The following is a 26,678-nucleotide window of genomic DNA, read 5'->3' on the forward strand; positions in this document are numbered from 1 at the left end:
ATTGAATGCTTTGAAGTGCCGGGACAACAGCTTCAGATTGGAGAAACCACAAAACGCCAGATTGAACTTTATACTAAATTGGGTGTCACGCCACCGGCATCGTTACAATAGCCCGGGAATTTAGGTTACAGGCTGTTTGTCCTCTCTTTTTTAAAACAACCTTTATGTGCACCATTGTTGTTACTGTGTTAAAGTACACAGCAATACCCTGTAATGGCAGGTAGATACCATTTGAAAGCAAGGGTAGGGAATGGACGCAAGCTCTTATAACTTTAGAAATAAAAAGGATACACTCTATGGAAAAAGAAAAACTGCATATCGCTCTTATCGCGGGTGGGGTTTCCGGCGAGCGACAGGTTTCTCTTAATGGTGCAAAAGGAGTCGAGAGTAATCTGGATCCTGAAAAATTTATTGTTCGGCGGTACGACCCTTCGACTGATCTTGCAAAACTCGCCGCTGATGCTCCTGAAATTGATTTTGCCTTTATTTTACTCCATGGCCTATACGGAGAGGATGGGACCATGCAGGGGTTTCTCGATCTCCTTGGTGTTCCCTATCAGGGGTCCGGAGTTTTGGGGAGCGCTATTGCCATGGATAAAAATCTGGCCAAGGAGTTGTACCGCCTCAACGATCTTCCTGTGGCCGACTGGATTGTGGTCAGTGGCGATGATGAAATTGATGGTCCCGCACTGGTGGAGCGGTTTGGGCTTCCTGTGGTCATCAAACCGGTGAGGGAAGGCTCAAGCCTGGGGCTGACTCTGGCAAAGACCTTGGGTGAGTTACTTGTCGGTATCCACAAGGCCCAGGAGCTCGACGATGAAGTGATGGTGGAAAAATATATTCATGGAAAAGAACTCACCGTGGGGGTGCTTGGTAATCGTGATGTTCAGGCGTTACCCGTTATTGAAATTGTGCCGGGTGAAGGCTTTTCTTTTTTTGACTATGATGCCAAATATAAAGCGGGTGCCTCTGAAGAAATCTGTCCTGCACGAATCAGTGAGGAAATCAGTGGGCTGGCAAAACAGTATGCAACCCTTGCCCATAAGGCCTTAAGGCTCAGAGGGTATTCGCGGACAGACATGATCTTAGCAGACAGTGGTCAGCTGTATCTCCTGGAAACCAATACCATCCCGGGGATGACCCCGACCAGTCTGATGCCTCAGGCTGCAGCCGTGTATGGCCTTGACTTTCCTGCTTTTCTTGAAAAGCTGATCGCGTTGGGGCTGGAAGATTGAGAGGCTTTGAATTCTTTACAGCTGGCCGGTGTTTTTCTGCGCCTTTACTTCTGCAGCTTTTTTAAGACAACCAGCCAGGTTTTTTGAACAGAGGGCTGTGCAGAGTTGTGTCTCTGTGCAGCCCATTTTTTTGTGAGACGATCTAAAATTGTGACCGTATCCTGTCTGTAACCCAGTTTTGGCTCAGGGACAGGTTATTTGACTATCCGCTGTGGCGCATGGAAGATATTGAGCCGGTCAGGTCTGGCGTAGGCCGCAAGGGTTGCTCCGGCCCTTCTTGCGATGGCAAGTCCAAGCGAAGATGGGGCCGTGCGGGACATTATGATGGGAATTCCTATTCGAGCGCATTTAAGCACCATGTCGGATGTCAGGCGGCCTGTAGTGTAGATGGCGCCTCTGGGGGTGATTTTGCCAAGCAGGATGGCGCCCAGAACCTTGTCGACAGCATTATGTCTGCCGACATCCTCGTAATACACCTGAAGTTTCCCATCCTGCCAGAAACCACAACCGTGAACACAGTGGGTCTGTGGTCCGAGAGGGGAGTATTGCAGCGACTGCCTTATAAAATCGGCTATTTCAGGAAATGTAATGGTACATTCCGCCAGCGGTTCAAAGGCGCCTTCCAGCATTTCCTTTGATATTTTACCAGTACCGCCACAGCCCGAGGTGATAATGACCTCTTTGGGTTCGCTGACATCAACGTCGGCAAAAACCGCGATTCTCCCTTCAGGGCAGACGATGACCTCTCGTACTTCTTCAGGTTTTTTGATATATCCCTGGCCAAAAAGAAAGCCTGCCCCAAATTCCTCCAGAGCGACGGGGAGAACCATAGATGAGCCGATAGTCTCGTCATTTAGTGCAATGGAGTAGGGGGATTCAATGGCGACCTGTTCAATTTTTTCACTGGATCCTTCAGGTGTGATGACGGTTGTGACTGAACTCATTGTCAGGCTGGTGCTTGCGACATTTGCTGTACTCATATCTCTCAATTTTGTAGTGGGATAAAGGAAATTATTGGTGGAGGCTAGCCTATATGGAGTCGCTGACAATTTCAAGTACCTTTTCTTCCTCGTTTGTTATCTTTATAACAAGGCCTGTTGATCTTCTCTTCCGACGGTGTCTGGGACTCTTGTTAACTGGTAGGATGCACTGTAAATCTTGTCAAGCTACCGCGTCCATTGCTATTGCCCTTGCTTTTACCATTTTTTTTCCCTATTCTGAACTGCCTTTTGCGTCCGTTATAGATTGTCCTGAAACCAGCATGTAGTCATTGGTTTTCATAAAAATGATCTGGCTGAAGGCTGGTCGCTCCTCATGCAGGCTTTACAAGCATTGGGGCGAAATGAATCCCAGCGTAATTCCCGCTGAGTCGAATGAATGAAGTCCATGCCCAGGAGCTGACACCAAAACACGGTTTCCAGCTGAGCCGAGGTTGAAATATCTATGAAGACAAGTAACCGGATTATCCTTTTTGTTTTGTTTTTTATGCCAATACAAGTGTACGGGACCCCGTTAAAGGTCTTTGGTCCCCTTGTGCTTGGACAGTCCTGCGCCCTGAGTGGACCCGCTCAGAACCTCGGGCTTGAGATGCGCTCCGGCCTGCTTGCCGCCTTTGCTGATGCGAATGAAAGTGGAGGGGTCCATGGTCGTGAGATCATTTTGTTAACAAGAGATGACGGTTATGAGCCGGATAAAGCTGTCAGAAATACTAAAGCCTTTATTTACGATGATCAGGTTTTTGCCCTGATTGGTGCAGTTGGGACGCCGACATCTAAGGCTGTTGCACCTATTATAACAGATGCGGGTATCCCCTTTTTCGGGCCATTTACCGGAGCTGAGTTTTTACGTAAACCGTTTAATAAGTATGTGATAAACGTCAGGGCAAGTTATTTTCAGGAGATGGAAAAACTGGCCTCATATCTGGTCGAAGAAAAAAAGCTGAGCCGGATTGCCTGTTTTTATCAAAACGACAGCTACGGCTTTGCAGGCCTTAAAGGAATTGAAATTGCGCTGGCCAGGAGATCGATGGCTCTGGTGTCAAAGGGCAGTTATGAAAGAAATACGGTTGCTGTAATGGGTGCCATGAGAGATATCTATAAAGGCAGTCCGGAGGCAGTGGTGCTGGTTGGTGCCTATTCCGCCTGTGCAGAGTTTATTAAATTGAGCAAGAACAAATACACTGGCGATGTGACCTTCTGTAATATCTCTTTTGTAGGTACAGACAGCCTCCGTGAGGCACTTGGAAGGTATGGTGAAAACGTGATTGTCTCCCAGGTTGTCCCTTCCCCGCAGGATACCGGTGTTGGTCTCACCCGTGAATTCAAGAGAGCCATGGCAAAGTATCAACACGACGCTCCCATCAGTTTTACCAGTTATGAAGGCTTTATCGTTGGCAAGTTGTTCTGCGAAATTGCCCGTTCTGTCAAAAATGGATTAACCAGAGAGCGTTTTATCGCGGCCATGGAGCAGGGAGGACGTTTTAATTTAAATGGCCTGGTTCTCGAGTATGGGGTTGATGACCATCAGGGGCTTGACGCTGTCTATCTGACCCAAATATATCCTGAGGTGGAAGAGATTAAAGCTGGAAACTGATATATCTATACTCCTTCTATTGCTCAAATATCTGTATGCGACTCTTTAAAAAAATCTCTCTTTCATCCGCTCCATTTTACGCGTCTTTGGTGGTAATTACCTCACTTGCTTTTTTTATCGGGATTTTCTGGGCAATCAATGAATATCAGGCATACCAGGAAAGTATTGAAAATATACGTAATACCTACAGGAGCCAGTACGAGAACCGGGTAAAAGAAGAACTCGATAAAGTTGTGGAGCTCATCGATTATCGCAGGCGTCAAAGCGCCCTGAGGGTGGAGGCGGAAATCAGGGAAAGAGTGCAGGCTGCCTATACCATTGCCTCCCATAACTACAGATTGTACAAGGATGAACGAAGTATTGATGAGATCCGGTCGATGGTGATCGAACTTCTTCGCCCAATGCGCTGGAACAATGAGAGAGGCTACTACTTTTCCGGCCGGTTGAAAGAGGCCAGAATCGATCTGTTTGCAGACGAACCTTTTTTTGAAGGCAAGAGTGCCCTTGAATTTGAGAGGATTGTTGGCGTCGATATTGTCGGGGATATTTCAAAAATTATATCTGAAAAAGAGGCTGGCCTCTATCGCTACACCCTGAAAAAACCTGCCTATCCCGGTAAGGTGTTTCCTAAGGTCTCCTTTGTGAAATATTTTCCTCCACTGGACTGGTTCATTGGTGCCGGTATTTACAGTGACGATCTTGAAGAGGCCCTCAAGCATGAGGTACTTGCCAGAATTCAGAATATTCAATTTGGTAAAGATGGGGAGGTCTTCTGTTTCCGGCTGGACGGTACGATCCTCACCAATCAGAACGAGCGGCTGGTGGGGCGGTCCATTTCGACTCTGGTTGATGCCGATGGGAAAAAATATGGAGACGCGCTCTACCATGCTTCCACCACCGGAAGTCAGAATGGATATGTCCACTACACCATTCAAAAAGAAGGCTGGGGCAGCCGCCAGCAGAAACTGTGTTACGTTCAGGTATACCAGGAATGGGGCTGGGGACTTGGGGCAGCCATGTTTATGGATGCCATGGAGCTGAGTATTAAAAACGAGACGGAAACCTATAGAAGAATTTCTTTCAAAAACGTCTTCACTTTCATAGTCCTCTTTGCCGTTGCGGTAATTTTTTTATTATTGAGTACCTTTTTTTATTCCCTGAAGATCAAACAGGGAATCAGTCGTTTTACCCATTTTTTTAGAGCTGCGACGGATTCAAAAGAAAAAATATCAACAGAAGATCTGGTGTTCAGGGAGTTTGAGGACCTCAGCCACCTGGCCAACAGGATGGTGGAGGACCGAATCAGGAATGAACTGCTGCTCCACCGTGATGAATTGCGGCTTGATACCCTGTTGCGCCTTGGAATGATGGAGAAATACTCTCTGCAGGATAAATATGACTTCATTCTGAGGCGCATCGTCCAGATAACCCGGAGTGAAGAGGGCTATCTTGCCCTGGTAAACAGCACGCAGAGTCATATCACTATCTGCTCCTTTATTGTGAGCAGTGAGGAGGATGTCGTCGCCCGTGAAGGCGAACTCAACCAGGCCAGAACAGTTGAAGAGGGTGGCCTGCCAGGTAAGGCGGTTATGCGAAAGACTGCGGTTATCGTCAACAGTCAGGGGACTAGCCTCGTGGATTGTTATCCTTACACAAAAGAGGTGTTTAGGCATCTCGATGTGCCAATTTACAATGATGGAAAGATTGTGGTCGTTGCAGGCGTTTGTAATAACGGCGAAAAATATGATAACTCCGATATCAGGCAGATGACGATGCTGCTTGAGGGGATGTGGCTGCATGTTTTGCGTCAGTGTTCAGAAGAGGAGCTTGCCCGGCTTGAGCGGCAGATTATCGCTGTGAGTGAAGAAGAGCGCTCCAATATCGGCCGAAACCTCCATGATGATCTCGGCTCTCATCTTACTGGAGTGGAGTTGCTGAGTAAGGCACTGGAGCAGCGACTTTCTGTTGAGGCACCGGAAAGATCCAAACAATTGGGGACAATTCGGGATCTTATTAAAGATGCGATAGAAAAAACCAGAAGATTGTCCCATGGACTCTACCCTGTGCATGTCATAGAATATGGTCTGGAATCTGCGATAGAAGAGTTGGTGGTTGAGGTAGAGAATATTTTTAAGGTGAATTTTGATCTTTCCTGGGAAGGAAAAAGTGATGACCTTGGAAAAAATACAGCAACCCATCTCCATTATATTATCCGAGAAGCTGTATTTAATGCCGCCCGGCATGGGAAGCCTCAAAACATCGGTGTCTACGTGCAGGTGGAGGAAGGAAAGTTCTCCGTCAGAATTGTTGATGATGGTATAGGGGTTGATGCGACCCCTGCTGCCACGGGGCTTGGCTTTCATACCATGAAGTACAGAGCTAAGGCTATTGGAGCTGTGCTCGTTATCAGTTCTGGAAAAGAAGGCGGTACACTGATTTCAGTGACCGGTGAAGGTAAAGAATGAAATCAAGAGTAATTATTGTAGACGACCACCCCATCTTTCGCATGGGTATGGGAGAGCTGCTCAACCAGGAGGAGGATTTTATTGTCTGCGGGCTGGCTGAGGATATTGCAAGCGCCAGGAAGGTGATCGAGGATGAATCGCCTGATCTTGCAATTGTTGATATTACCCTTGCAGGGGATAATGGTCTTGATCTCGTGAAAGAGCTGTCAAAACAGAGAAGTTCTCTCCTGATTCTGGTCCTTTCCATGCATGATGAACAGGTCTGGGCGGAGCGGGCTATTCGGGCTGGTGCCAGAGGTTATATCATGAAAAAGGAGGCCAGTGAGAATGTTATCTCTGCGCTTAGAAATATTAGAAATGGCAAGATCCATGTCAGTCACTCCATTATGGAACGTTTTCTGGACCGCCTGCAGATGCAGCCAGATACTCCAGCAGCGCCCACTGTGGATCTTTTAACAGACCGGGAACTTGAAGTGTTCCGTCTTATCGGCTCAGGGCTCTCAACCCGCGAAATTGCTGAGAGGATGAAGCTTGGTCTGAAGACAATTGGAACGTACCGGGACCGGGTAAAGCAAAAGCTTGGCCTCAAAAATGCAGCTGAATTGAGCCGCCGTGCAGTCCTCTGGACGGAAAAAGATTATTTCAAATCAAACAAGTCATAATTTGTAGGGAAATAACTTACACCGCTCGTTGTGAAAACCTTACAAAACAAAAGGTGCTGTGCTGATTTAATTTGGCGCTAGACTTTCTTATAATGACCAGCAATAACAGAGGGGTAGTTCTGTTGTTCATGGGCCATTACTATCGAATATTTCATTTGATTTTGTGTAACAGTCCGACAACACATAGAAAATTACTGTTGGTGGCAGGGGTGACTCTGCAGCAATGTGTAACGAAGGTTTAAAATTCATGGCTAAACTTTTTTCCACGTGTCAACTGGTTCAGGAAGGTTCGAGTGCACCTGAACTCAAGATGTCTGAAGTCAACCTCCACCCTGGTAAGGGTTTTTCTCCTGATCAGAAAAAAACCGTGCTTCTTTCCGGGGGCTTTTCTTCCATATCGCCAGAAGCTGCCTTTCCTCTTTCACCAACACTTTTCCTCAATCACGCGTTAAGCAATTATTCTTCAAAGAGCTTACAGATCATAGCAGATGCTGAGCTTCATCGACAGAACAGTGTCAACTTCCGGAGTTACACAATCGAGATGGATACTCGACTCTGTGTTATAGGCAGCAGTGCAGTCGAGCTTAAGGACTTTATGGATACCTATGGTGGTCTTTTAGATATCAGCCCGTTACTGGTTGCCGGCTACGATATTGAGATCCCGACCGCCAGCCGGATACATCTGGCCCCACGGGTTGACGGTTGTAAGGTTGAGTATCAGGTTCGCTCAGCGATAGATCTGGAAAAATGCACCTATTGCGGGGCCTGCGGTACGAGCTGTCCTGAATCCTGTATTTCTGAAAATCTGTTTGTGGATTTTAGTGCCTGCACCTTTTGCAAAGAGTGTGAGAAGGTCTGTCAGGCTGATGCAATAGATATCCATGGCGCGCTTAATCTGACCGCAGACTTTCCTGCAGTTCTTATTCTTGGGGAACCAAAGATTGACATCAAAGATGGATCCACAAATGCCATTTTTCACAGCAAAGATCTGCAACAGTATTTTGCAAGTCTTTTTCCCAGCCAGATAGATGAGGTTATCACCCATAATAAAACCTTGTGCCAGTACAGCGCAAAGTTGGGGCATGGGTGTGATCTGTGTGTGTCCAGCTGCTCCCACGGTGCTGTAGTTCAGGGTGAAAAAGGTGTTGTCGTTGATGCCCTGAAGTGTCAGGAATGTGGTGCCTGTGTTGCAGTCTGTCCCACAGGGGCTTTGCAGAATGAGAGGTTCAGTGATACGGCTTTTACGGAATATCTGGGAAGGGTCGAGCTGCCTTTGGGGGGCACGGTCGTTCTTGGAGATGAAAAAGCCCTGCACCGTCTGTGGTGGAAAAATCAACAGAAGAGTTTTGAAAATGTATTTTTTCTTGAATTTGAAAATGTTGGCAGTTTGTCACTCTTTCATTTTCTTGTTCTTCTTCAGCGTGGAGTGCGTAGGATCGTTGTCTTAGACAAAATGGATGCGGCTTCAGGCGGAGGGCTTTTTAAAAGACAGGTGTCATTTGCCCACAAAGTAACGGACCAACTGTTTGGGAAAACCGACGCTGTTGCCATCTGTTCGGCTGATGACTTTGCTGGTCTTGCCGAGACAACCTCTGGTGCACTCGTTGATGAGCCTCTAGAAGCCAAACCCTTTGTGAATCGCAGGCAATCGATTGCCTCAGCCTTATCCGCCCTGTGGCAGAAAAGTGGTAAAGATGTCAGTTTTGAGCCTGAGGGCTATGCTCCTTTTGCCTCGGTTTCCTGTAACGTTGATCGTTGTACCCAATGTATGGCCTGTCTTAACGATTGCCGGATAGGGGCGATGCAGACAGACAGCTCTGTCCTGCAGCTCAATCATGTCGGTGCCCTCTGTGTCGGTTGTGGTATTTGTGCCCGGGTCTGTCCTGAAAAAGCTCTTTCTCTTTCTCCACAATTTACCTTCAGTAATGGCTTTTTTGCCGGTGTAACCTTGGCCGAGGCCGAAGCTATGGCCTGCAAGAAATGCGGTAAGGTGTTTGGGACCAAGAAAAGTTTTGACCGGGTTATGGAAATTCTCAAGCAGAAAGAAGCTGTAGATACGAGTCATTTTGAATACTGTGAAGATTGCAGGGTCATTAATCTTTTTGAGACAGAATAGTTATGAATGAAATGAATGACAGTGAGTTGGTCCGCATACGTCTTAGGTTCATCGACCTTGTGAAATCCTTTTTCGTTGAAGAACCTGATGCGGAAAAAATGAGCCGCTGGCGTGGTACTTTCTCGGCCTTGAGTCGTGAGCAGATAAGCCCCCGTTTCGATAGTGCGGTGAAGGAAATATCCAGGGCTCTTGCCGTGAAAACCTTAGAAGAGCTTCAGGGTGAATACTATCAACTTTTCACTGATCCTTTTGAGGGGGCGCAAATAGCCAGCAATGCTTCCTACTACTTCGATGGCCGCAGTTATGGCCAGGCCCTTGTCGCCATGCGTGATCTCATGAAGGATGCGGGCCTTGTAAAGGTTGAGGAGGTGTCAGAGCCTGAAGATTCGCTCGTTGTGATGCTTGACACCTTTGCCTCTTTAGTTGAAGAGGAAAAAAAAGAATCGACAGCAAAGGTCAAGGAGCTACAGGCTCGACTACTTGAAGAATTCCTTGAGCCTTTTGCAGAAAAGTTTACGGCAAAGTTAAAAGAAAATAAGCAGTGCGACTTTTACTATCTCTGTTGCAGGGTACTGGGAGGGTACCTCGATCTGGAAAAAAGTTTGGTTGTAGCGGTTTAGTGCCATAGAAATTCATTTGTAGTGTAATGAATTTCGTGATGACACTTATCTCGGCATCTGTTGGCCGGGGTTAGTGCCTTGATTCGTAACTCATTACGGTGCTTAACGAATGGATTTTCCAAAGGCACGTTTCCTGGCGTTTTATATCTGTCAGGTTTTGAGTTGAATAGCGTGTAATCTGTTCTGCAGATGCCGCGCTCTTGAGTAAAAATGAGAGGAAAAGGAGGATTTACATGAAACAGGAAGAAGGCAAAAGGCGTTCGTTCCTTAAGCACATCCTGGCTGGAACTGCCGCTGTTGTAGGAACAGCAGCCATTGTTCAACCAGTGAAGGCGAAGTCCGCCCCGACGGTCGACCGTTCGGATGAAACGCTTTACCACGAGAGTGAGAGTTTTAAGAAATACTACAAAACTTTACGTTAAAAGTGTTCTTTTCAATAGGAGAATAATCAATGGCTCGAAGTAAAATGAAGACGTCCTCGCATGCCGGCACGACAAGCGGAAGCAGAGTGACACTCAATCCAAAGGTTGCAAGGCGATCTTTCTTAAAGTTGTCTGCTGCGACTGCGGCTCTGACCGGCGTTGCTATGACCGCTAAGATGACAACCAAAGCACAGGCTGCAGACAAAAAAGAACCATATCCAGGTTCCCAAACTGTCAGGACCATCTGTACCTATTGTGCCGTGGGCTGTGGTATTGAAGCCGAAGTACATAATGGAGTATGGGTTCGTCAGGAAATTGCTGCCGATCACCCTGTTTCATATGGCGGACACTGCTGTAAAGGTGCCGGTGCTATCGATATGGTTACCAGTCCCAAGCGTCTGAAAAACCCAATGAAGAAAGTCAACGGTAAGTGGACCAATCTCACCTGGGATCAGGCAATAAACGAGATTGGCGACAAAATGCTTGCCATGCGTGAAAAAGATGGACCGGACTCTTTGATGTTTCTGGGTAGTGCAAAGGTTTCAAACGAGATGGCTTATCAGCATCGTAAATTTGCTGCTTTCTGGGGGTCAAATAACGTCGATCACCAGGCCCGTATCTGACACTCAACAACGGTGGCAGGTGTCGCCAATACTTGGGGTTACGGAGCAATGACCAACAGCTTGAACGATATACGACATGCGAAAAGTATGATCTTTATCGGTTCAAATGCGCCAGAAGCACATCCAATTTCCATGCAGCATATTCTCTATGCGAAAGAGAAAAATAATGCACCAATCATCGTGGTCGATCCACGGCGGACCAAGCTTGCCGCCAAGGGGACGGACTACGTGCGTATACGTCCTGGTACCGATGCAGCTTTCATGCTGGGCCTGATAAACGCGATAGTAACAAATGGCTGGGAAGATAAAGAATTCATCAGAACCCGTGTGTCCGGTTACGAAGAGATGGTCGCGGTTGCTAAGGACTATACTCCCGAAGAGGTCGAGAACATTACGGGTATTCCTGCCAGTGAGACCCTGCGTATCGCTGAACTGCTTGCCAATAACCGACCTACCAGTCTGACCTGGTGTATGGGAGGAACCCAGCATCATATCGGTAGTTCCATCACAAGAACGTTCTGTATTCTGCAGCTGGTTCTTGGAAATATGGGTAAATCCGGTGGTGGTACCAACATTTTCCGTGGCCATGACAATGTTCAGGGCGCAACGGATATGGGAATTCTTGCAGATACCCTTCCTGCCTATTATGGCCTGGCCGAAGGTTCATGGAAGCACTGGTGTAAGGTGTGGGATGTTGATTATGAGTGGATAGCAGGAAGATTCAAATCAAAAGAAGATATGAGCAAGCCCGGGTTTACTCTGGCTCGCTGGTATGAAGGTGTTCTGGGAGAGGAAAAAATCTATCAGGATACCCCCATTAAGGCATTGGTTCAATGGGGTTGTGGATCGAACTCCAACTCCCAGTATACCCGGGTAAAGAGAGCCTATGATAAGCTGGATCTGCTTGTCATTGTCGATCCTTTCCCAACCATGGCAGCGGTTGCATGTGAGACAGATAACGTCTATCTGCTGCCAAGTGCCAGCCAGTATGAGACTTCAGGAAGTGTTTCCTCAACGTCTCGTCAGATTCAGTGGCGTAACAAGGTGGTCGATCCGGTCCATAACTGTAAAGATGATTATCAGATCATGGAACTTCTGGTGAAAAAGCTTGGTTTTGCTGAGCCATTTTACAAGAACATCAAACAGTTACCTGAAGATATCACCCGTGAGCTTGGCAAGGGTTCATTGACCATAGGTTACAATGGCCAGACTCCTGAGCGAATTAAACTGCATATGGAAAACTGGCATACCTTTGATGTTGATACCCTTCAGGCCATAGGTGGACCATGTGACGGGGAATATTATGGTCTGCCATGGCCTTGCTGGACTGAGGAGCATCCCGGTACACCGATTCTCTATGATGTCTCGAAATCGGTTGCTAAAGGTGGATTGCCTTTTAGAAATCGTTTCGGTGACGAGATGAAATATGAGGCAAGTGGTCGGGTTGAAAATCAGCTGGCTGCAAAAGGTGTCTGCAATCCAGGCAGTGAAGTCGAAGGCGGCTATTCTGAGTTCAAGGACGTCGTACCAGGCACCAACTGGAAGACGGATTTGTCCCAGAAGACCATTAAAGATGCAATTGCACGGGGTATGGCGCCGTTTGGTAATGCCCGCGCTCGCTGTGTCGTCTGGAACTTCCCTGATCAGGTTCCTATTCACAGAGAGCCACTTCATACACCGCGTCCTGATCTTATTGCCAAGTATCCTACCTTTAAGGATAAGCCGGATCATTTCCGTGTTGATACACGTTTTGAGTCGGAGCAGAAGCCGGATCTCGTTAAAGAGTTCCCGTATGTCATTACCACTGGTCGTATGGTAGAGCACATGGGAGCCGGCGCTGAAACCCGCAGCAACCAGTATCTTGCTGAGCTCCAGCCTGAAATGTATGCTGAGATCAATCCTCGTCTGGCCAATGATCTTGGTATCCGTGACGGTAGTATGATGACGGTTGAGTCACCTGAAGGTGCCAAAATCACCGTTAAAGCCTTTCATACCGAGAGGGTTGATGAGAAAACAATCTTCCTTCCATATCACTTTGCAGGAATTCTGCAGGGCAAATCCTATGCTGACAAATATCCCGAGGGAACCGCACCATACGTTGTCGGTGAAGTCGGAAATGCTGTCACTAACTATGGATATGACATTATCACACAGATTCAGGCCACAAAAGATGGACTGTGTAAAATAGCCAAGGCCTGATGAGGAGGATATGAAATGGCAAGAGTAAAATTTTTATGTGATGTCGACCGTTGTATCGATTGTAGCGGTTGTGTCGTCGCCTGTAAGGAAGGAAATCATGTGCCGGTCGGTGTGAACCGTCGCCGGGTAATCACTCTCGATCAGGGTAAACCTGGCGAGAAGTCGATTTCGGTCTCATGCATGCATTGCGCTGATGCACCCTGTATCGCAGTCTGTCCGGTTGATGCGATCTATCAGCGTGCCGATGGCATTGTTCTGGTGAACAAAAAGACCTGTATTGGGTGTGGCTACTGCTTTATGGCCTGTCCTTTTGGTGCCCCTCAGTTTCCTAAAGGCAATGTTTTTGGGGCTCGCGGCGCAATGGACAAGTGTACGTTCTGTGCCGGTGGTCCTGAAGAGGACTTCAGTGCAGAGGAAAAACATCTGTATGGCCAAAACCGTATCGCAGAAGGCAAGGTGCCTCTTTGTGCCGGTATGTGCGCTACCAAAGCACTTCTGGCAGGAGACGCTGATATTGTAGCCGACGTCTATCGCGAGCGGGTCTTCCAGCGTGGTTCGGGTGTGAATGCCTGGGGCTGGAGTAAGGCGTATAAAGAGTAATCAAAGACATTAGTCATAACCAAAAGTAAGCGTCCCCTTCACCTCATCGGTGAAGGGGAAGTGCTCTTTTTACAGGGGCGTATCATGCAGAGATTAGTTCATTCTGTGTTCCTGCTTACATTGTTTCTTGTGGCAGGAATAGCTACAGTGGCGTCCGCCCAGGAAGGTGGGGCGCTCGCAGGTGTTGCAGCGGGGTCATCCGCTGATTATTTCCACAACCTCATTGGTGTGGTTACGGGAAACTGGCAGGAGTACGGTCAGTTGTTCACTTTTTTGCAGGGGGAGTGGTTCTGGAAAATATTTCTGGCTATCATAACAGTGGTACCAACAGTATTTTTCCTCCATTATATGATCATAGGTGCCAAGCATTTTGACCATGATGGGCCACAGATTTACTTTTTTTCGCTTTATGCACGAATTGTCCATTTTGTTGCAGCCATCAGTTTCTCTCTGTTGGTAGTGACTGGACTTATGATCATTTTTGGTAGTTTTCTCGGTGGCGGTTCATTAATTCGGCTTGCACGCTACACTCACCTTGTTTCGGCAATAGTTTTTGCGCTGCCTTGTGTGATGATGTTCATGATGTGGCTCAAAGACATGTTGCCACAACTTCACGATATTAAGTGGATGTTTATCTTGGGTGGGTATCTGAGCAAGAAGAAGGTACCAGTTCCTGCAGCCAAGTTTAATGCAGGACAGAAAATGTATTTCTGGTTTGCAATTTTTGGCGGTGGTGTGATGGCGTTTACCGGATATATTATCTGGGGAATGGGCGCGGATATTGAAACAGTTCGATTGTTGACTATAATTCATAATGTCCTTGGTATGGGGATTGTCGCGTTTTATCTGACCCATGTATACATGTCCGTTTTTGCGATAGCAGGGTCACTTGAGTCAATTAAAACTGGATATAAACCAAAAGAGGAAGTGGATATTCTTCATAGTCTACACAAGTATGAGTAATTCTTTTAAATAAAGAAAATCCATGGTTATATCAGGCTCATCCCAGCTTTATTTGACCGGAAGTAAGCAGAATAGGCGGTGAATCTTGACGATTCTCCGCCTTTTTTTTGATGTGTTTTCATCATAGCTGACGGGTTAAATAGGTTTACGCTATGCAGGGGTAGAAAGAAGTCTTATAGTTATGTGCTCATGAAACGTTGTACAACAAGATGGAGTCATCGGTTACAAAAAATAACTGCCAGGATGGATCAATGATGAAGAAACTTATTATGTGTTGTCTGTTTGGATTTTTAATATGCTGCAGTTCATTATCTTTTTCAGCTGAGACAAGTGACGGTTCGATATTACCCGAACTTCTTCTGCCAGCTCCTGAAAATCAGAGTTTTCGCGACTATCTTGGCCTGGACGTTGCTGCAGGGGAGATGTTTAAACTCTCGGATATAAAGACGGATCTGCTTATAATCGAGCTTTTTAGTATGTATTGTCCCTATTGCCAGAAGGAAGCACCCCTGGTCAATGAATTCTATGAGAAAATCAAGCAAGGACCTGTTAAGGGAGTGACCATTAAAATCATTGGTCTTGGTGCATCTAATTCTCAATTTGAAGTGGAGCATTTTGCGGATACCTATGATGTGCAATTTCCTCTTTTTGCAGACAAGGATATGAGTATGTATAACGCCCTTGGAGGCAAAGGTACCCCTGGATTTGTCGGTTACAAATTAAAGGGGGCAAAAGAACCTGTTAATATCCTACGAAATTCTGGTGGTTTTTACACAACGGAAGATTTTATTCAGGATATAATTACCAATAGCGGCTTATAGAAGGAGCTATTGAGGAGAACAACCATGAAACATTTACTGAAAATAGTCTGTCATCTGTTGTTCTTTTGCTGGGTTTTAACACCGGGTTACTCGAAAAACGTGACCAAACTCGATTATATCTACGATCCAGGTCAGCTGAAACCGGTAGATAGCCAGCTCAAAGTAGCCCCTGGAGATCCTGCGCCGGAGTTTTCGTTGCCATCTATCGGCGGGCATCGCATTGCTCTTCATCAGTTTCAAGGCACAAAAAACGTGGTGCTGTCTTTTGTGCCCGCTGCCTGGACGCCAGTATGCTCTGATCAGTGGCCGGGATATAATATTGCCAAAAAGATTTTCGATGAACACAATGCTGTTTTACTGGGGATCACGGTGGACAATATTCCAACCCTTCATGCCTGGACTACCCAGATGGGAACGCTCTGGTTCGATGTTCTCTCGGACTTCTGGCCCCACGGTGGAGTTGCTTCAGCCTATGGTATCCTCAGATCGGATGGTACCGCAGAAAGAGCACTTATCTTTATCGACCTGCGAGGGGTTATAACTAAGGTGATTGTTGAAGATATCAACGTCAGACCTGAACTTGAAGATGTCGTCGTCGGTCTTAAAACCCTTGATTCTCATTAACACCTAAGCCTCTCATAAACAACCAGAGCCATTGACCCTGCGGTACTCCACGACTGTACCACTGTACTGATGTGCGGTTGGCTCCTTGCTTGGTGCTCCTGCCCAAATGCTGGTATTCCTGAAGGCCCATCCGCTTGGCGACAATGGTGCTGAATCTCATTTTCCATCACCACCCTATTGAAATAGTTATACAATGAGCCAAATATCAAATATATTGGGGATAATGGCCAAACAGAGGAAACCTTACTTTACATAAAGGAGAGGAAATGTCATCGATTGTATCGTTTATTGGTTGGCATGACAGCGGCAAGACTACCTTGGTCTGCCAGGTGGTGGCGGAGTTGAAAAAGCTTGGTTACAGAGTGGCCGTCATCAAGTCATCCAATGACACCGGAATCGCCTTTGACACCCCGGGAACCGATACCTTTAAGCATAAAGAGGCAGGAGCCGACAGTGTTATGCTCGTGGCGCCTGATCAGATGATACTGCAGACGGCAAACTCAGATCTATCCCTGAGAACCCTAGCCCATCGCTATTTCCCGGATGTGGATATTGTGATAGGCGAAGGTTTTAAAAGGGCACGGAAAATACCCAAAATAGAGGTGTTTTGTAATAATGACCAGAAATTGCGGGATGAAGTGCACGGGGTCATTGCAGTTGCAACCAATGTTGAGGGGGTGCCTGGCGACTATGTTTTTCGTCTTGATGAGGCAAAGGAGATTGCACTTTTTATTGAAAAACGATTTCTTACCCAAAAGCACGGTGGTGAAATCACGGCGCTTTTGGTGAATGGTAATAAAATACCCATAAAAGAGTACATTCAGGAAGCACTGGCAGGCACCGTAGCGGGGTTTGTTCAGACCCTCAAATTCAATGACGAGATAGAAGAAATTGAGATTCGTGTTCGTTTGGCGCCCACCAAAAAGAAAGGCTAAAAACCTTCTTTTCAGCGGAGAGTTTTTTCGGGATTTTTGTCCTGATCGCCTCTGCGCTCAGTGTTGTCTTTGAAGATTTTACTGAAAGACCGGTGCCTCAGCAATAACCTGTTTGCTGGGTGTATTCTGTCACATGTTTGACCCGTTGCGGGAGCGATCAAAAAGAACAGCTCCTACAACAGATCACACATCCTACAAGGCGAGACGAAAACTAAAACCGCTTTTCAAAATATGGCAGCAGTATTTCCGGAATCGTCACACTGCCATCTTCTTGTTGATAATTTTCAAGTATAGCGAGCAGGGTTCTCCCCACCGCAAGACCAGAACCATTTAAGGTATGGACCAGTCTGGATTTCTTCTGCCCATCAGGCCTGTACCTGATCGAACCCCGGCGGGCTTGAAAATCGAGAAAATTGGAGCAGGAGGAAATTTCTCTGTATGCATTTTGCCCAGGTAACCACACCTCTATGTCATAGGTCTTGCACGAGGAAAAACCGAGATCACCGCTACATAAGGTGACGACACGGTAGTGAAGGCCTAGAAGCTGGAGTACAGTTTCGGCCTCAACAAGTAAACTCTCCAGTTCCTGCTCGGAGGTCTCAGGCGTAGTGAACTTGACGAGCTCAACCTTATCAAATTGGTGCTGGCGGATAAGTCCTCTGGTATCCCTGCCGTGGCTTCCTGCCTCTGATCTGAAACATGGCGTGTAAGCCGTATATTTTATGGGTAGATCTTTTTCGTTGATCGTTTCGTCACGGTGAATATTGGTTACAGGTACCTCGGCCGTGGGGATGAGGTAGAGATCCCAGTCCTTAATTTTGAAAAGATCTTCCTCAAATTTAGGTAACTGACCCGTTGCGGTCATGGTTGGGGTGTTTACCAGAAATGGTGGCAGTACCTCCGTGTAGCCATGTTTTTGCGTATGGAGGTCAAGAAAAAAATTGATGAGTGCACGTTCAAGTTTCGAGGCAAAGCCCTTAAGCAGTGCAAAGCGGGATCCAGCCAGTTTGGCTGCGGTATCAAAGTCGATGATGTTGAGATCAGCGCCGATTTCCCAGTGGGTTTTAGGGGTAAAAGAAAAGTTTGGTTTTTCACCCCAGGTTCGCATCAGGATATTGTCTCCATCATCCTGGCCAACGGGCACACTATCGTGGCAAAGGTTGGGAATGGCCATCACAATCTCTGATAAGCTCTCCTCGATTGCATTGAGTTCCCCATCCATTTCTTTGATTTTCTGACTGGTTTGCCGCATCTCAACGATAAGAGGGTCAGCCTGGCTTTTTTGCTCAGCGTTGCCTTTCTTGAGTTCTGCAATCTGGTCTGAGACACTGTTGCGTTTTGCCTTAAGTCCTTCAACCTCAGACAGGAGGGCAAGACGCTTTTTGTCTATGGAGGCAAAGTTGTCGACAAGAGTTGTGTCCATTCCTCTCTTGATACATTTTTCTTTAACGAGTTCAAGGTTTTCGCGTATAAATCGTAATTCAAGCATAAGAGTTCATTTAGGTTGATTTGGGGGAGGCTTCTGTAGTTATTATTTCTCACCTGGTAAAGATCGGTTGAAATACTGAATTATTTAAGCCACCCTTGATTAAGTTGCGTTAGAAAAATTCATGTTTAGCACGGCTGAGGGGTGAAATCAACCTCTATAAAATTGCATTTTTAACATGCTTCTGATACGTTAGCCTTCTGATGTGTTACTGTTCAATGTTGTCCTTTTTATAAGAGACGCAAAAATCACCTGAATCCCGCGATCCTTCCATGGCTGCACATATAAAACTTATTACCTTTGTAGGTGAATTGCGAAAATCGATTCGTAATCTGGCTCTGATTCTTGCGCTGCTGACCCTGGTTGTTTTTTTCCTCTCCCCACAACTGCTCCAGTTTGTACAACAGCACCTTGCGAATAAACTTTATTTCTTTTCTGTGGCCGGGCCATTTCTTGCGCATGTCAAACTTTCCCTTTTTGCGGCGCTCTATGCGTTAATGCCATGGTTTGCCACAGTACTCTGGCGGGCAATGGGAAAACCCTTTGGTGTCGGGCCTGGCCAGTTGTTTTTCTTTATTTTCTTTACCTGTCTTTTATTTTACGTGGGAACCATCTTCTGTTATTTTATTACCTTGCCGTTTGGAATTAAATTTCTCCTTGGTTTTGGCTCAGAGGAGTTGAAACCGGTGATCTCTATAGGTAAATTTGTTAATTTTGTGACCATATTTATACTTGCTTTCGGGACGATCTTCGAGCTGCCCATATTTATGGTTTTTTCTGCCAAGGTAGGGGTTTTCAGTCGTACATTCTTTGAAAAGAACAGGCGCTACGCCCTGCTTTTAATCGCCATTCTCTCTGCCCTTTTGACACCGACACCCGATATTGTAAATATGCTGTTAATGGGAGGCCCACTCTATCTTTTATACGAATCGGGTATTGTCATATTAAAGGTACTTCGATTCAAGCCTGCGGATTCATCTTCACCGCAGGCTTAAATCGGTGAGGAAGGTGATGCAACAAGTGTGTTTTAATCAATTTCAACAGTTTCTATATTGTTTTTTTGCAAAAGAGCTGCGGTAACTCCTTTATTGCCGGTTACTCCGCAGGAGGGACTGCGTGCTTTGAGGAGAGCTTTTGTAACCCCCAGTAATTGAGCCACCTTCAGGGTTTGTTCAGCCCCCAGGGTAAATTCGGATGTGACATCAACACCGTTTCTCGTGACCACGAGGGCATTATGGTCAAGGACGTCATCGCCATCTCCACCTATGAGATCTGCGGCGTCTCTTGGAGTAGGTAAACCACCAAGCTGTTCCGGGCAGACGGGGATCAAGATTGCGTTCTCCAGCTCTTTTTCTGCAATGGGATATTTTTTTGTCTTTTGATCGTAGCGTGTGCAGAGGCCGAGGAGACAACTACTGATTAAATAAACTGGTCGTGTTGTACACATAGTGAAAATATATTATGGCAATTCCAAATAGAAAACCGAGGCCTTCTCAAAAATCTTCGGCCCACGAAAAAAATCGTTTCAAAAAGCAGGCGGTAATTATCGTCCTGCTGGCTCTTCTGTGGTTATTCTTTGCTCCTGGGCTGGGGATTGTCTCCTATATGAGCAAAAAATCAGAATTTAAACGGTTGCAACAACAGTCGAGTGAACTCCAAAAAGCAAATGTAGAATTGCAGGAAGAAATAGATAAACTTCTTACCGATCCCGTCTATCTGGAAAAAATAGCCCGGGAAAAGTTCCAACTGTTGAAACCAAACGAAAAAGTCTACGATTTTTCCAGGAAAACAACGTCCGCTAAAGATGATCAAGACGACCGGGACGACCTCGACGACCTCGACGAAACTGATAAGAAAAATGATTAAAGGGGCGGGAAATTTTTTTTCCGCCCCTTTGACCGCCATTGCTCTTTATTGAGGACTCTCACGGAATCCTTGTTTTATGACGCTCAGGAGAAGCGTGAATTGCCTCCGCATCCAGAGGAGGCAAGCGGGATTCCAATACCACTGAGCGGTGCTCCCGCAGAAATCAATTTGGTGACATTGGCGCTTTTGCAGGTAGGACATTGGATCTTCTGATCATCTTTAGCGGAAGTTGTGAGCAGTTCAAATTCTTTGTTACAGTCCTTACATTTGTATTCATAAATCGGCATGATCATTTACTCCGGATAACATTTTATAGATACTGTTTACGACCCACACCTAGAGTGTTGTGTTCAGCTAGGAGAGCAGGTCCGTAAATATCGAACATTGTTTGCATATTTCAAGTTTCTCTTTTTTGGTAGTGTCAAGCGTACATTCACACAGGGTGCCACTGAGATACCAGCAAAGGTGTCCACTCTGAAATTCCCATGCAGGACAATTCTCTTTAATGGTACATTTTTTCAACTCCCAGCAGGGTTGGAGCCCGTCTTTTCTTCCTCGCTGGTTAATGAGCAAAAAATAAATGTGTTTTTCTATGTGGTTAGGAATTGTACGCCACCCTTGCTCATAGCTATGAATGGTCTTGAGTGACATGCCAAGGAGTTCTGAAAGTTGTTTTTGAGTCTTGCCAAGTTTTTTTCTTGCAAGACTAAATTCTTCTTTGGTCAAGAGCAATACCTCATTGTGTAAGTTTGATCCATTCGAAAACAGCTGTGACATTCTCTTCTAGATTAATAATCATATGTTCAATAATTACCAAAAAATGATACGAATGGCTGTACTTTATCAAGGATAACAAAAAATATTATCTAATTTGTGGTGCATTGATTACTATATTGTTGTTTGTGGCACAGCATACAGTTATACCCCTATATTTTTTGAAAAACATAAAAAAGGAATAATATTCTATGGATAAGATAATGAAGCTGTGGTCGCTGATTGCTCTTTGTTGTTTCTTGTTGGTCGGGTGTGCAAGGTTTATTGTGCCGGAAGCCGGGACGATTTCCCATGTGGACAGCCGGATTGCATATTCAGATGAAGACAAACAGGACGGGGTTTTCACAACAAAAGATATGATTTTAGAGTACTCACTGATCCAGGAGGAAAATGGAGCCCGTTTCACCGGAGAACTCGTATTCGACAGGAGTCTTACCGACTCTTATCCGGTACTAAAGACGTTTTTTCTGAAAATGAGTTGGGTGGACAATAACGGGGCTGTTCTCATGACCTCTGATGTTACACCTTTTTTCAGTCATTTAGCGGGAGTGCCGAATAAACTGAAAATTGACAAGAAAATTGAAACCGTTTCAGGAAGTAAATACATAATATTTAACTATTTTGGTGTTTTTCGGGGACAAAAACCAGACGTTAGTGACGAGTGGAGTATTTTCTATTTTCCTTTTGAAAGATCTTAAGAGTGCTTTTACAATCAAAAATATTGTTCAAAACCGAGATACAGTATAGATTTCACATTTGCCTTATGTGTTTATATTCACGGTGTAAAATGTATTAAATTGGTCCAAAGCCGGGGGCTTTCCGGTATTGAGGTGAGACAATGAATTTCATAAGACGAGGCGGTTTTGGCGGATAATCAGCTAGATTTTTATGCAGGGCTGCAGTCTCTGCTGAAATACCATGAAGAGATTGGTATCGATTCGCTACCACTGGGTGATGAGATACGCAAATTTCTCAGCCTAAGCCCTCCAATCCCTTCTGTAATAAAGCCTGTGGAGTCTCTTTCTGATCAGGAACTCCCTGCTGCCGGTACAATTCTGGAGAGAAAGGAAACAACAAAGGTTTCAACAGAGTCGATATTTACAATAGCCGACATCGAAAAGGAGGTTGCGTCCTGTAGAGACTGTGAACTGCACCAAAAACGAATATATCCGGTTGCAGGCAGAGGAGACATTCCGGTCCGTCTCATGATTATAGGGGACTGGTTGTCACTTTCCGGAACCACGGCACCTGTTGCCGGTCAACTCTTTGGCCTGCAGCAGGATCAGATGCTCTTTCGCATGCTTGCTGCCATGAAAATCGATGCACAGGATGTTTTCATTACTAATGTGATCAAGTGTGCGATATCGGATACTTGCCAGCCTAAGGCCAGCCACGTCCAGACCTGCGTGGGTTTTCTAAAAAAACAGATAGACCTGATACGCCCCCAGTATATCTGTACCATGGGCATGGTTGCGGCGCGTGCAGTTCTGGAGCGCTCTCTGCCTCTCTCCCGGCTGCGAGGGAAGTTTCACGATTATACACTTCCGGGTGGAGGAGCAATCCCCGTGCTCACCACGTATCATCCCAGCTATCTTCTACAGAACCCGGAGATGAAAAAGGCAACCTGGAATGATCTGCAGATTCTTGCCCATAAGATGGGCTCACTGCCTGCTAAGTAGACTATTTCAGGAGGATCAGTCCGCGCCTGCCGAGTTCGCGTAAAAAGGTGGTGACGGAGATTTCCGCTTCCTGCAGGGAAAGGTCTGTAGCCGGGGCCATCTCCTTAATGATGGTCTTTACATCTGTTGTACCGTCTATCATCAGCCAGACCCTGCTACCGATGGCATCGAGCTGCAGTTTTTTGCTCAATTTCTGCTCTACCCCCTTGTTGAATCTCTTACTCAGGCTAATGAAAAAAGGTTTTAACTGCAGAGGATACTCAATGATGATCTCGCCATTATCTTGTTGACTCCATTCTACCGCAGATGACTTTTCAGGTATGCAGGCCAGGGATTCTGTGCGGGTGACCGGATGTACAGGCTTATCGGCTTTATTCTTACTCAACAATTTTGAAATTTTCATAGTATGAAATGAGATCCGTTGGAGCTAAAGGATGGGGTGACGAGGCAATATAGGCAAGGAGGCGGTCATACTCGGGAGGCCTCCATATTTTTGCCTGGATAAATGGTTTTTCCTTTCTCATCCTATAGAGCAGCTGTCTTGCCACAGACGGAGTTCTCTGGCCTGTGCAGACTGTGTTCGTTGAATCGATGGAAAGATTGAGGCCTTTTACGCCTGCAAGGGTCTGGAGGATTTGTGGTAAAGGCTGTGCTGCCAGGCGGCTCTTCGCCTGGCTCAGCCTGCAGAACTGCAGGTTGCTGCTCCCTGCGGTAAAAGAGATACGGGTAAGCCCTGCCTTAAAACTGTAATCTTTTAGAAAATGATCTTCAGGAAGACGGAGTGAAATATCCTGAATTTGCCAGAGACTGCCGTCTAAATCATGACATGACAGGGAGTTAAGGGCTTTAGCTGTTTCCTGTTCCTGTAGATTCGTGTGGTTGAGTTGTTGAAAAAGAATGAGGGTATGACAACTGTCACAATAGCAGATTCCTCCGTTTGCAAGGGGGTCTTTACCCTTATAATAGCGGAGGTGAGTAAATGTATCTGCAAGCGGTTTCAACTCAACGGGCAAGGTCGCTGGACTGCTGTTAACACCCAGTTTCTCCCACCAGGAATCACTTTGTTGCTGCCATTTGTGAGGACGCAGTTCACTGAGATGACTCCAGCGGATATGAAAAACAGGGTTGAAATCGTCTTCAAAGATAAGGTGTCCAGGTGCTGAGACGATAGCTTCCCAATGGTTCGGAACGTTCAGCCGAATGCCGTTCCAGGCAATTGGCCTGAGCCTGGATGGAGCTGTATTATTCACTATTGTGCTTGCGGTATGAGATGAGGCCAGTCACTTTTTTTCAGTTCTTCCTGGCGGCTGGGATCGAATTTCATCATATTCTGCTCACACATCTCATTAAAGCAGCGACGTTCTTCGGCAATTTTACCGGGGTAGGATAATTTGATCATATTGCCTATTGTTTCGTTGGAATCTTTGCTGTTGTGCTGCAGTTTCAGGATGACCTCATTGTTGTCTTTGTCGGTGAAATGCCATTTCCAGATATATTTGACACCGAAAGAATCTCCACTCCAGGTATCCGGATCTCCATACTGAATTTTAATCTTTTTCAGCAGTGTGTTGTAGAATTCCTTACTTTTATCTTCGTATTTCATGTCAATTTTGAGGATGGTGTCCTTGTGTAGACAGACACCATAGCCAATGACACCTTTTCGAAAGCCATGCCAGTCGGTGACCACCATCTCTTTCATGAAATTCGAGTCGATGATATCTGGATAGGCAGAGATTTCGCTGCCAAGGGAGATGCCGGCAATGGAGATAGGTACAGGCTTTCCTGTTGCAGAATCCGCAGCGGCGGCGAAAGGGAGTAAGCAGAGCATTACTGTCAACTGTAATAACGTTATTTTCATAAGATCCTCATTCCTGTTTTCTTCAAGATCAACTCACTCCCCTGTTTGAGACAATGGGGCTCTGCAAAAGAGGTGTCAAGTAGAGAATTGGTATGATTCCAGTGAGGAGCTGCAGCGGTATCGAAATTATCAAATTGAGGTAAATATCTGATGATACCTGGCCTTAATAGGCCATATGCCCAAGGGATTTCATGATGAGGGCAAAGCCCATGGCGAACATACCACTCAGGCCCATTCCGCAGGAAAAACCGGCCAGCAGTACAGGAGCGTACTGTCGCCACATGGGACCGAATTTTTTCAGGAAATAGTATCGGCCAAGCAGCGCACCTGCAACTTCAAGGATCAGGCCATGGGGAGTGGACTGGCCCAGCCCCCGTACAACTCCGTAGATGAGTAAAACCGGGAGACCAAAAAGTGAGAGGACCATATACATCAGCAGACCAAACCCCAGGCCGGAGGCGACTGTAGTTCCGTTGAGTGCCTGATAGAACAAAGAATTCCCCTCAAGGGTTGATGTCTGCATAAGCAGAGTATTGAGAGCCTGCAGGTGCCAGAGTTCCTGAGCAAACGGATAGTTTGCTGAGGGGATAGGGGCAAGCCTCCAGATAAACTGGGAGAAGACCAGACTGGCGACCATAACAATGGGAAAAACCAGAAGCTCTGCTTTAATGATACCACGAAGGGAGGTACCGGTCAGTTCTATTTGCCTGAACTGAACGGTTGCCTCGCCGTAATTGTGAATCGGGATTGGAGCATACCAGATTTCAATGCCCTGATAGCCAAAGAATCTTGCTCCGGCAATAAAGCTTGCCTCTCTGACAAGTGGCAGACTGACAAACTGTCCGGCAATTCCTTCCATTCGTGCTGTGATGTAGGAGATTATCGGGGTGTAGATAAAGCCGTAGCCAAGGAAAAATACCCACGGAAAAGAGGGCACCAGCCAGACACAGAGGCCGACGTATGCGAGGGTTGAGAAGAAATAGATGGCTATGGCGATCCAGAAATTAAAGTCACCTCTTCCAGGCGGTGGATGAAACAGGTCATGCAGGGTGCCTCTGCCCGCATCTTTTGTCCTGAACGATGAAATGACTGACCAGATACCTATGGCACCAATGGCAAGACCCAGGCCAATACCAAAGCTCATGTAAAAGTCAAAGTTGTTGGCAAAAACGGTGTCCACAGTTGCCATACCGGGATGCCATCTGTTTAAGATACCCGCCGAATAGAGAATGGGGTTGAGGATGATAGTTATGATCAGGCCGATGAGCCCGCCAATAACCGCCCAGAAAGGCAGAACCATTCCAATAAACAACAGGCCGAGGTCAAGCTGCAGGCCCGTTGCAACCGCTGGCAGGATATTTTCTGTGTACCGGGTGAGTTCAATCCAGGGAATGGGGATAATTCGGATCTGCTCGGTGAAAATAAGTCCTGAAATGATAGGGAGAAGGACATAGACAAAACCAAAGGCAAGGCCAATGACTCCGCCTATTGCAAAAACCCGCCATTTCCAGCTTTCTTTTTTTTCTTCAGCGGATTCGGCCAGAGCCATCGTGCCAAGGGCTGCCACTGGCGCCATGGGAAAGGGGAGTTTTTCCACATCGGAGGTGATTCTGTAGAGGGCGTAGCCCAGGCCAAAGTGGTCGATTCGCTGAATGATCTGGGAACCGACGAGGAGAAGAATCGGGATCAGCCAGTCCCTGTGAAAAAACGAACGTTCCACCATGGAGACGGAATCGGGCCCTGGTGCAATCCAGGTAGGAATGAACTCCGTAACTCCCAACATTCTGGCCGCATCTGATTGAACAAGATACTGGTTCCAGAGAAGTCCCGAAAAAGGGGACGCCAGTGCTGCCCCGGCCATATAGTACAGGAGAAAGATCTCTTGCTGCTTGAGGTCTGAGTGAGCCCGTTTGGCAATTTCCGCAAACAAGATGATGGTTACCCAGCGTGCGGCTGGACCAATGCCCTGGCCGATGACCAGTTGCAGATACATTGAACCTGGCATCATCAGAAAACCTATGAAAATGGCACCGATAATCGTCTTCCAGTCAAATCCTTCCTCAAAGTGAGTGGGGGGCGGCAGGAGGTCTCGATATTCTTTTAGTTCTTTGTCATCATACATAATATTTACAGAGCCG

The 26,678-nt window shown here is 46.4% G+C and carries 26 protein-coding genes; 17 read left to right on the top strand and 9 right to left on the bottom strand.

Going from position 1 to position 26,678, the window contains the following annotated elements:
• Nucleotides 1-296 precede the first annotated feature (296 nt).
• Nucleotides 297-1,235, top strand: coding sequence for a D-alanine--D-alanine ligase (locus FCL48_RS21320; protein WP_136875475.1), 939 nt, complete (start codon nucleotides 297-299; stop codon nucleotides 1,233-1,235).
• A gap of 194 nt (nucleotides 1,236-1,429) precedes the next feature.
• Here FCL48_RS21320 and fdhD read toward each other — a convergent pair whose 3' ends face one another.
• Nucleotides 1,430-2,215, bottom strand: a complete 786-nt coding sequence (fdhD, locus tag FCL48_RS21325) for a formate dehydrogenase accessory sulfurtransferase FdhD (RefSeq protein ID WP_136875476.1) — start codon at nucleotides 2,213-2,215, stop codon at nucleotides 1,430-1,432.
• Between the two features lie 463 nt (nucleotides 2,216-2,678).
• Between fdhD and FCL48_RS21330 the strand changes: the two genes are divergently transcribed.
• The 12 genes from FCL48_RS21330 to mobB all read left to right on the top strand — a co-directional run bounded on the left by FCL48_RS21330 (nucleotide 2,679) and on the right by mobB (nucleotide 16,877).
• A complete protein-coding gene (locus tag FCL48_RS21330) occupies nucleotides 2,679-3,827 on the top strand; it encodes an ABC transporter substrate-binding protein (RefSeq protein WP_136875478.1) in 1,149 nt (382 codons plus the stop codon).
• A 35-nt stretch (nucleotides 3,828-3,862) separates the two neighbouring features.
• A complete protein-coding gene (locus FCL48_RS21335) occupies nucleotides 3,863-6,292 on the top strand; it encodes a cache domain-containing protein (RefSeq protein ID WP_136875480.1) in 2,430 nt (809 codons plus the stop codon).
• Entirely contained in the window at nucleotides 6,289-6,954 is a 666-nt protein-coding gene (locus FCL48_RS21340; protein ID WP_136875482.1) for a response regulator transcription factor, read from the top strand. The genes FCL48_RS21335 and FCL48_RS21340 overlap by 4 nt, the downstream gene beginning before the upstream one ends.
• Nucleotides 6,955-7,201: 247 nt before the next feature.
• Nucleotides 7,202-9,070 carry a 4Fe-4S binding protein gene (locus FCL48_RS21345; RefSeq protein ID WP_169309317.1) on the top strand — a complete coding sequence of 623 codons (1,869 nt, stop codon included), beginning with the start codon at nucleotides 7,202-7,204 and terminating at the stop codon, nucleotides 9,068-9,070.
• A gap of 2 nt (nucleotides 9,071-9,072) precedes the next feature.
• On the top strand, nucleotides 9,073-9,690 hold the full coding sequence (locus tag FCL48_RS21350) for a molecular chaperone (RefSeq protein WP_136875486.1): 618 nt from the start codon (nucleotides 9,073-9,075) through the stop codon (nucleotides 9,688-9,690).
• A gap of 233 nt (nucleotides 9,691-9,923) precedes the next feature.
• Nucleotides 9,924-10,112 (top strand): twin-arginine translocation signal domain-containing protein, encoded by a 189-nt coding sequence (locus FCL48_RS21355; protein ID WP_136875488.1) that lies wholly within the window; start codon nucleotides 9,924-9,926, stop codon nucleotides 10,110-10,112.
• A gap of 44 nt (nucleotides 10,113-10,156) precedes the next feature.
• Nucleotides 10,157-12,934 (top strand): molybdopterin-dependent oxidoreductase, encoded by a 2,778-nt coding sequence (locus FCL48_RS21360; RefSeq protein WP_256374306.1) that lies wholly within the window; start codon nucleotides 10,157-10,159, stop codon nucleotides 12,932-12,934.
• Nucleotides 12,935-12,949: 15 nt separating this feature from the next.
• Nucleotides 12,950-13,534, top strand: a complete 585-nt coding sequence (fdh3B, locus tag FCL48_RS21365; protein WP_136875492.1) for a formate dehydrogenase FDH3 subunit beta — start codon at nucleotides 12,950-12,952, stop codon at nucleotides 13,532-13,534.
• 84 nt (nucleotides 13,535-13,618) lie between these two features.
• On the top strand, nucleotides 13,619-14,497 hold the full coding sequence (locus FCL48_RS21370) for a formate dehydrogenase subunit gamma (RefSeq protein ID WP_136875494.1): 879 nt from the start codon (nucleotides 13,619-13,621) through the stop codon (nucleotides 14,495-14,497).
• Nucleotides 14,498-14,748: 251 nt separating this feature from the next.
• Nucleotides 14,749-15,318, top strand: a complete 570-nt coding sequence (locus tag FCL48_RS21375; RefSeq protein ID WP_169309318.1) for a peroxiredoxin — start codon at nucleotides 14,749-14,751, stop codon at nucleotides 15,316-15,318.
• Between the two features lie 24 nt (nucleotides 15,319-15,342).
• The gene (locus FCL48_RS21380; protein ID WP_136875498.1) at nucleotides 15,343-15,942 is read left to right on the top strand and encodes a redoxin domain-containing protein; all 600 of its coding nucleotides are present in this window, start codon (nucleotides 15,343-15,345) and stop codon (nucleotides 15,940-15,942) included.
• A gap of 266 nt (nucleotides 15,943-16,208) precedes the next feature.
• Nucleotides 16,209-16,877: a molybdopterin-guanine dinucleotide biosynthesis protein B gene (mobB, locus tag FCL48_RS21385; protein ID WP_136875500.1), complete on the top strand. Its 669-nt coding sequence runs from the start codon at nucleotides 16,209-16,211 to the stop codon at nucleotides 16,875-16,877.
• A gap of 211 nt (nucleotides 16,878-17,088) precedes the next feature.
• Here mobB and serS read toward each other — a convergent pair whose 3' ends face one another.
• The gene (gene serS / locus FCL48_RS21390) at nucleotides 17,089-18,366 is read right to left on the bottom strand and encodes a serine--tRNA ligase (protein WP_136875502.1); all 1,278 of its coding nucleotides are present in this window, start codon (nucleotides 18,364-18,366) and stop codon (nucleotides 17,089-17,091) included.
• A 269-nt stretch (nucleotides 18,367-18,635) separates the two neighbouring features.
• On the opposite strand from serS, the gene FCL48_RS21395 reads away from it, so the two are divergent.
• Entirely contained in the window at nucleotides 18,636-19,358 is a 723-nt protein-coding gene (locus FCL48_RS21395) for a twin-arginine translocase subunit TatC (RefSeq protein WP_136875504.1), read from the top strand.
• A 32-nt stretch (nucleotides 19,359-19,390) separates the two neighbouring features.
• Here FCL48_RS21395 and FCL48_RS21400 read toward each other — a convergent pair whose 3' ends face one another.
• A complete protein-coding gene (locus tag FCL48_RS21400) occupies nucleotides 19,391-19,810 on the bottom strand; it encodes a DUF523 domain-containing protein (protein WP_136875506.1) in 420 nt (139 codons plus the stop codon).
• A 14-nt stretch (nucleotides 19,811-19,824) separates the two neighbouring features.
• Here FCL48_RS21400 and FCL48_RS21405 point away from each other — a divergent pair, with 14 nt between their 5' ends.
• Nucleotides 19,825-20,229 carry a septum formation initiator family protein gene (locus tag FCL48_RS21405; RefSeq protein ID WP_136875508.1) on the top strand — a complete coding sequence of 135 codons (405 nt, stop codon included), beginning with the start codon at nucleotides 19,825-19,827 and terminating at the stop codon, nucleotides 20,227-20,229.
• Between the two features lie 83 nt (nucleotides 20,230-20,312).
• On the opposite strand, the gene FCL48_RS21410 is transcribed toward FCL48_RS21405, so the two are convergent.
• Nucleotides 20,313-20,516, bottom strand: a complete 204-nt coding sequence (locus FCL48_RS21410) for a zinc ribbon domain-containing protein (protein WP_136875510.1) — start codon at nucleotides 20,514-20,516, stop codon at nucleotides 20,313-20,315.
• Between the two features lie 67 nt (nucleotides 20,517-20,583).
• Nucleotides 20,584-20,955: a DNA-binding transcriptional regulator gene (locus tag FCL48_RS21415; RefSeq protein ID WP_136875512.1), complete on the bottom strand. Its 372-nt coding sequence runs from the start codon at nucleotides 20,953-20,955 to the stop codon at nucleotides 20,584-20,586.
• Nucleotides 20,956-21,194: 239 nt separating this feature from the next.
• Here FCL48_RS21415 and FCL48_RS21420 point away from each other — a divergent pair, with 239 nt between their 5' ends.
• Nucleotides 21,195-21,701: a hypothetical protein gene (locus tag FCL48_RS21420; protein ID WP_136875514.1), complete on the top strand. Its 507-nt coding sequence runs from the start codon at nucleotides 21,195-21,197 to the stop codon at nucleotides 21,699-21,701.
• Between the two features lie 165 nt (nucleotides 21,702-21,866).
• Entirely contained in the window at nucleotides 21,867-22,682 is an 816-nt protein-coding gene (locus FCL48_RS21425; protein WP_136875516.1) for a uracil-DNA glycosylase, read from the top strand.
• Between the two features lies 1 nt (nucleotide 22,683).
• Here FCL48_RS21425 and FCL48_RS21430 read toward each other — a convergent pair whose 3' ends face one another.
• The 4 genes from FCL48_RS21430 to FCL48_RS21445 form a co-directional block, all read right to left on the bottom strand.
• Complete coding sequence (locus FCL48_RS21430; protein ID WP_136875517.1) at nucleotides 22,684-23,085, bottom strand: PqqD family protein; 402 nt, start codon at nucleotides 23,083-23,085, stop codon at nucleotides 22,684-22,686.
• A complete protein-coding gene (locus tag FCL48_RS21435) occupies nucleotides 23,060-23,932 on the bottom strand; it encodes a hypothetical protein (RefSeq protein ID WP_136875519.1) in 873 nt (290 codons plus the stop codon). Before FCL48_RS21435 ends, FCL48_RS21430 begins: the two co-directional genes overlap by 26 nt.
• Complete coding sequence (locus tag FCL48_RS21440; protein WP_136875521.1) at nucleotides 23,932-24,540, bottom strand: hypothetical protein; 609 nt, start codon at nucleotides 24,538-24,540, stop codon at nucleotides 23,932-23,934. Before FCL48_RS21440 ends, FCL48_RS21435 begins: the two co-directional genes overlap by 1 nt.
• Nucleotides 24,541-24,703: 163 nt before the next feature.
• Nucleotides 24,704-26,662 (bottom strand): peptide transporter, encoded by a 1,959-nt coding sequence (locus tag FCL48_RS21445; protein ID WP_136875523.1) that lies wholly within the window; start codon nucleotides 26,660-26,662, stop codon nucleotides 24,704-24,706.
• Nucleotides 26,663-26,678 lie beyond the last annotated feature (16 nt).

The sequence above is a fragment of the Desulforhopalus sp. IMCC35007 genome (assembly GCF_005116575.1).
GTDB lineage: Bacteria > Desulfobacterota > Desulfobulbia > Desulfobulbales > Desulfocapsaceae > Desulforhopalus_A.

Coding starts and splice junctions, on each gene's coding strand:
- FCL48_RS21320 (WP_136875475.1), top strand. CDS start 297: ATGGAAAAAGAAAAACTGCATATCGCTCTTATCGCGGGTGGGGTTTCC.
- fdhD (WP_136875476.1), bottom strand. CDS start 2,215: ATGAGTACAGCAAATGTCGCAAGCACCAGCCTGACAATGAGTTCAGTC.
- FCL48_RS21330 (WP_136875478.1), top strand. CDS start 2,679: ATGAAGACAAGTAACCGGATTATCCTTTTTGTTTTGTTTTTTATGCCA.
- FCL48_RS21335 (WP_136875480.1), top strand. CDS start 3,863: ATGCGACTCTTTAAAAAAATCTCTCTTTCATCCGCTCCATTTTACGCG.
- FCL48_RS21340 (WP_136875482.1), top strand. CDS start 6,289: ATGAAATCAAGAGTAATTATTGTAGACGACCACCCCATCTTTCGCATG.
- FCL48_RS21345 (WP_169309317.1), top strand. CDS start 7,202: ATGGCTAAACTTTTTTCCACGTGTCAACTGGTTCAGGAAGGTTCGAGT.
- FCL48_RS21350 (WP_136875486.1), top strand. CDS start 9,073: ATGAATGAAATGAATGACAGTGAGTTGGTCCGCATACGTCTTAGGTTC.
- FCL48_RS21355 (WP_136875488.1), top strand. CDS start 9,924: ATGAAACAGGAAGAAGGCAAAAGGCGTTCGTTCCTTAAGCACATCCTG.
- fdh3B (WP_136875492.1), top strand. CDS start 12,950: ATGGCAAGAGTAAAATTTTTATGTGATGTCGACCGTTGTATCGATTGT.
- FCL48_RS21370 (WP_136875494.1), top strand. CDS start 13,619: ATGCAGAGATTAGTTCATTCTGTGTTCCTGCTTACATTGTTTCTTGTG.
- FCL48_RS21375 (WP_169309318.1), top strand. CDS start 14,749: ATGATGAAGAAACTTATTATGTGTTGTCTGTTTGGATTTTTAATATGC.
- FCL48_RS21380 (WP_136875498.1), top strand. CDS start 15,343: ATGAAACATTTACTGAAAATAGTCTGTCATCTGTTGTTCTTTTGCTGG.
- mobB (WP_136875500.1), top strand. CDS start 16,209: ATGTCATCGATTGTATCGTTTATTGGTTGGCATGACAGCGGCAAGACT.
- serS (WP_136875502.1), bottom strand. CDS start 18,366: ATGCTTGAATTACGATTTATACGCGAAAACCTTGAACTCGTTAAAGAA.
- FCL48_RS21395 (WP_136875504.1), top strand. CDS start 18,636: ATGGCTGCACATATAAAACTTATTACCTTTGTAGGTGAATTGCGAAAA.
- FCL48_RS21400 (WP_136875506.1), bottom strand. CDS start 19,810: ATGTGTACAACACGACCAGTTTATTTAATCAGTAGTTGTCTCCTCGGC.
- FCL48_RS21405 (WP_136875508.1), top strand. CDS start 19,825: ATGGCAATTCCAAATAGAAAACCGAGGCCTTCTCAAAAATCTTCGGCC.
- FCL48_RS21410 (WP_136875510.1), bottom strand. CDS start 20,516: ATGCCGATTTATGAATACAAATGTAAGGACTGTAACAAAGAATTTGAA.
- FCL48_RS21420 (WP_136875514.1), top strand. CDS start 21,195: ATGGATAAGATAATGAAGCTGTGGTCGCTGATTGCTCTTTGTTGTTTC.
- FCL48_RS21430 (WP_136875517.1), bottom strand. CDS start 23,085: ATGAAAATTTCAAAATTGTTGAGTAAGAATAAAGCCGATAAGCCTGTA.
- FCL48_RS21440 (WP_136875521.1), bottom strand. CDS start 24,540: ATGAAAATAACGTTATTACAGTTGACAGTAATGCTCTGCTTACTCCCT.
- FCL48_RS21445 (WP_136875523.1), bottom strand. CDS start 26,662: ATGTATGATGACAAAGAACTAAAAGAATATCGAGACCTCCTGCCGCCC.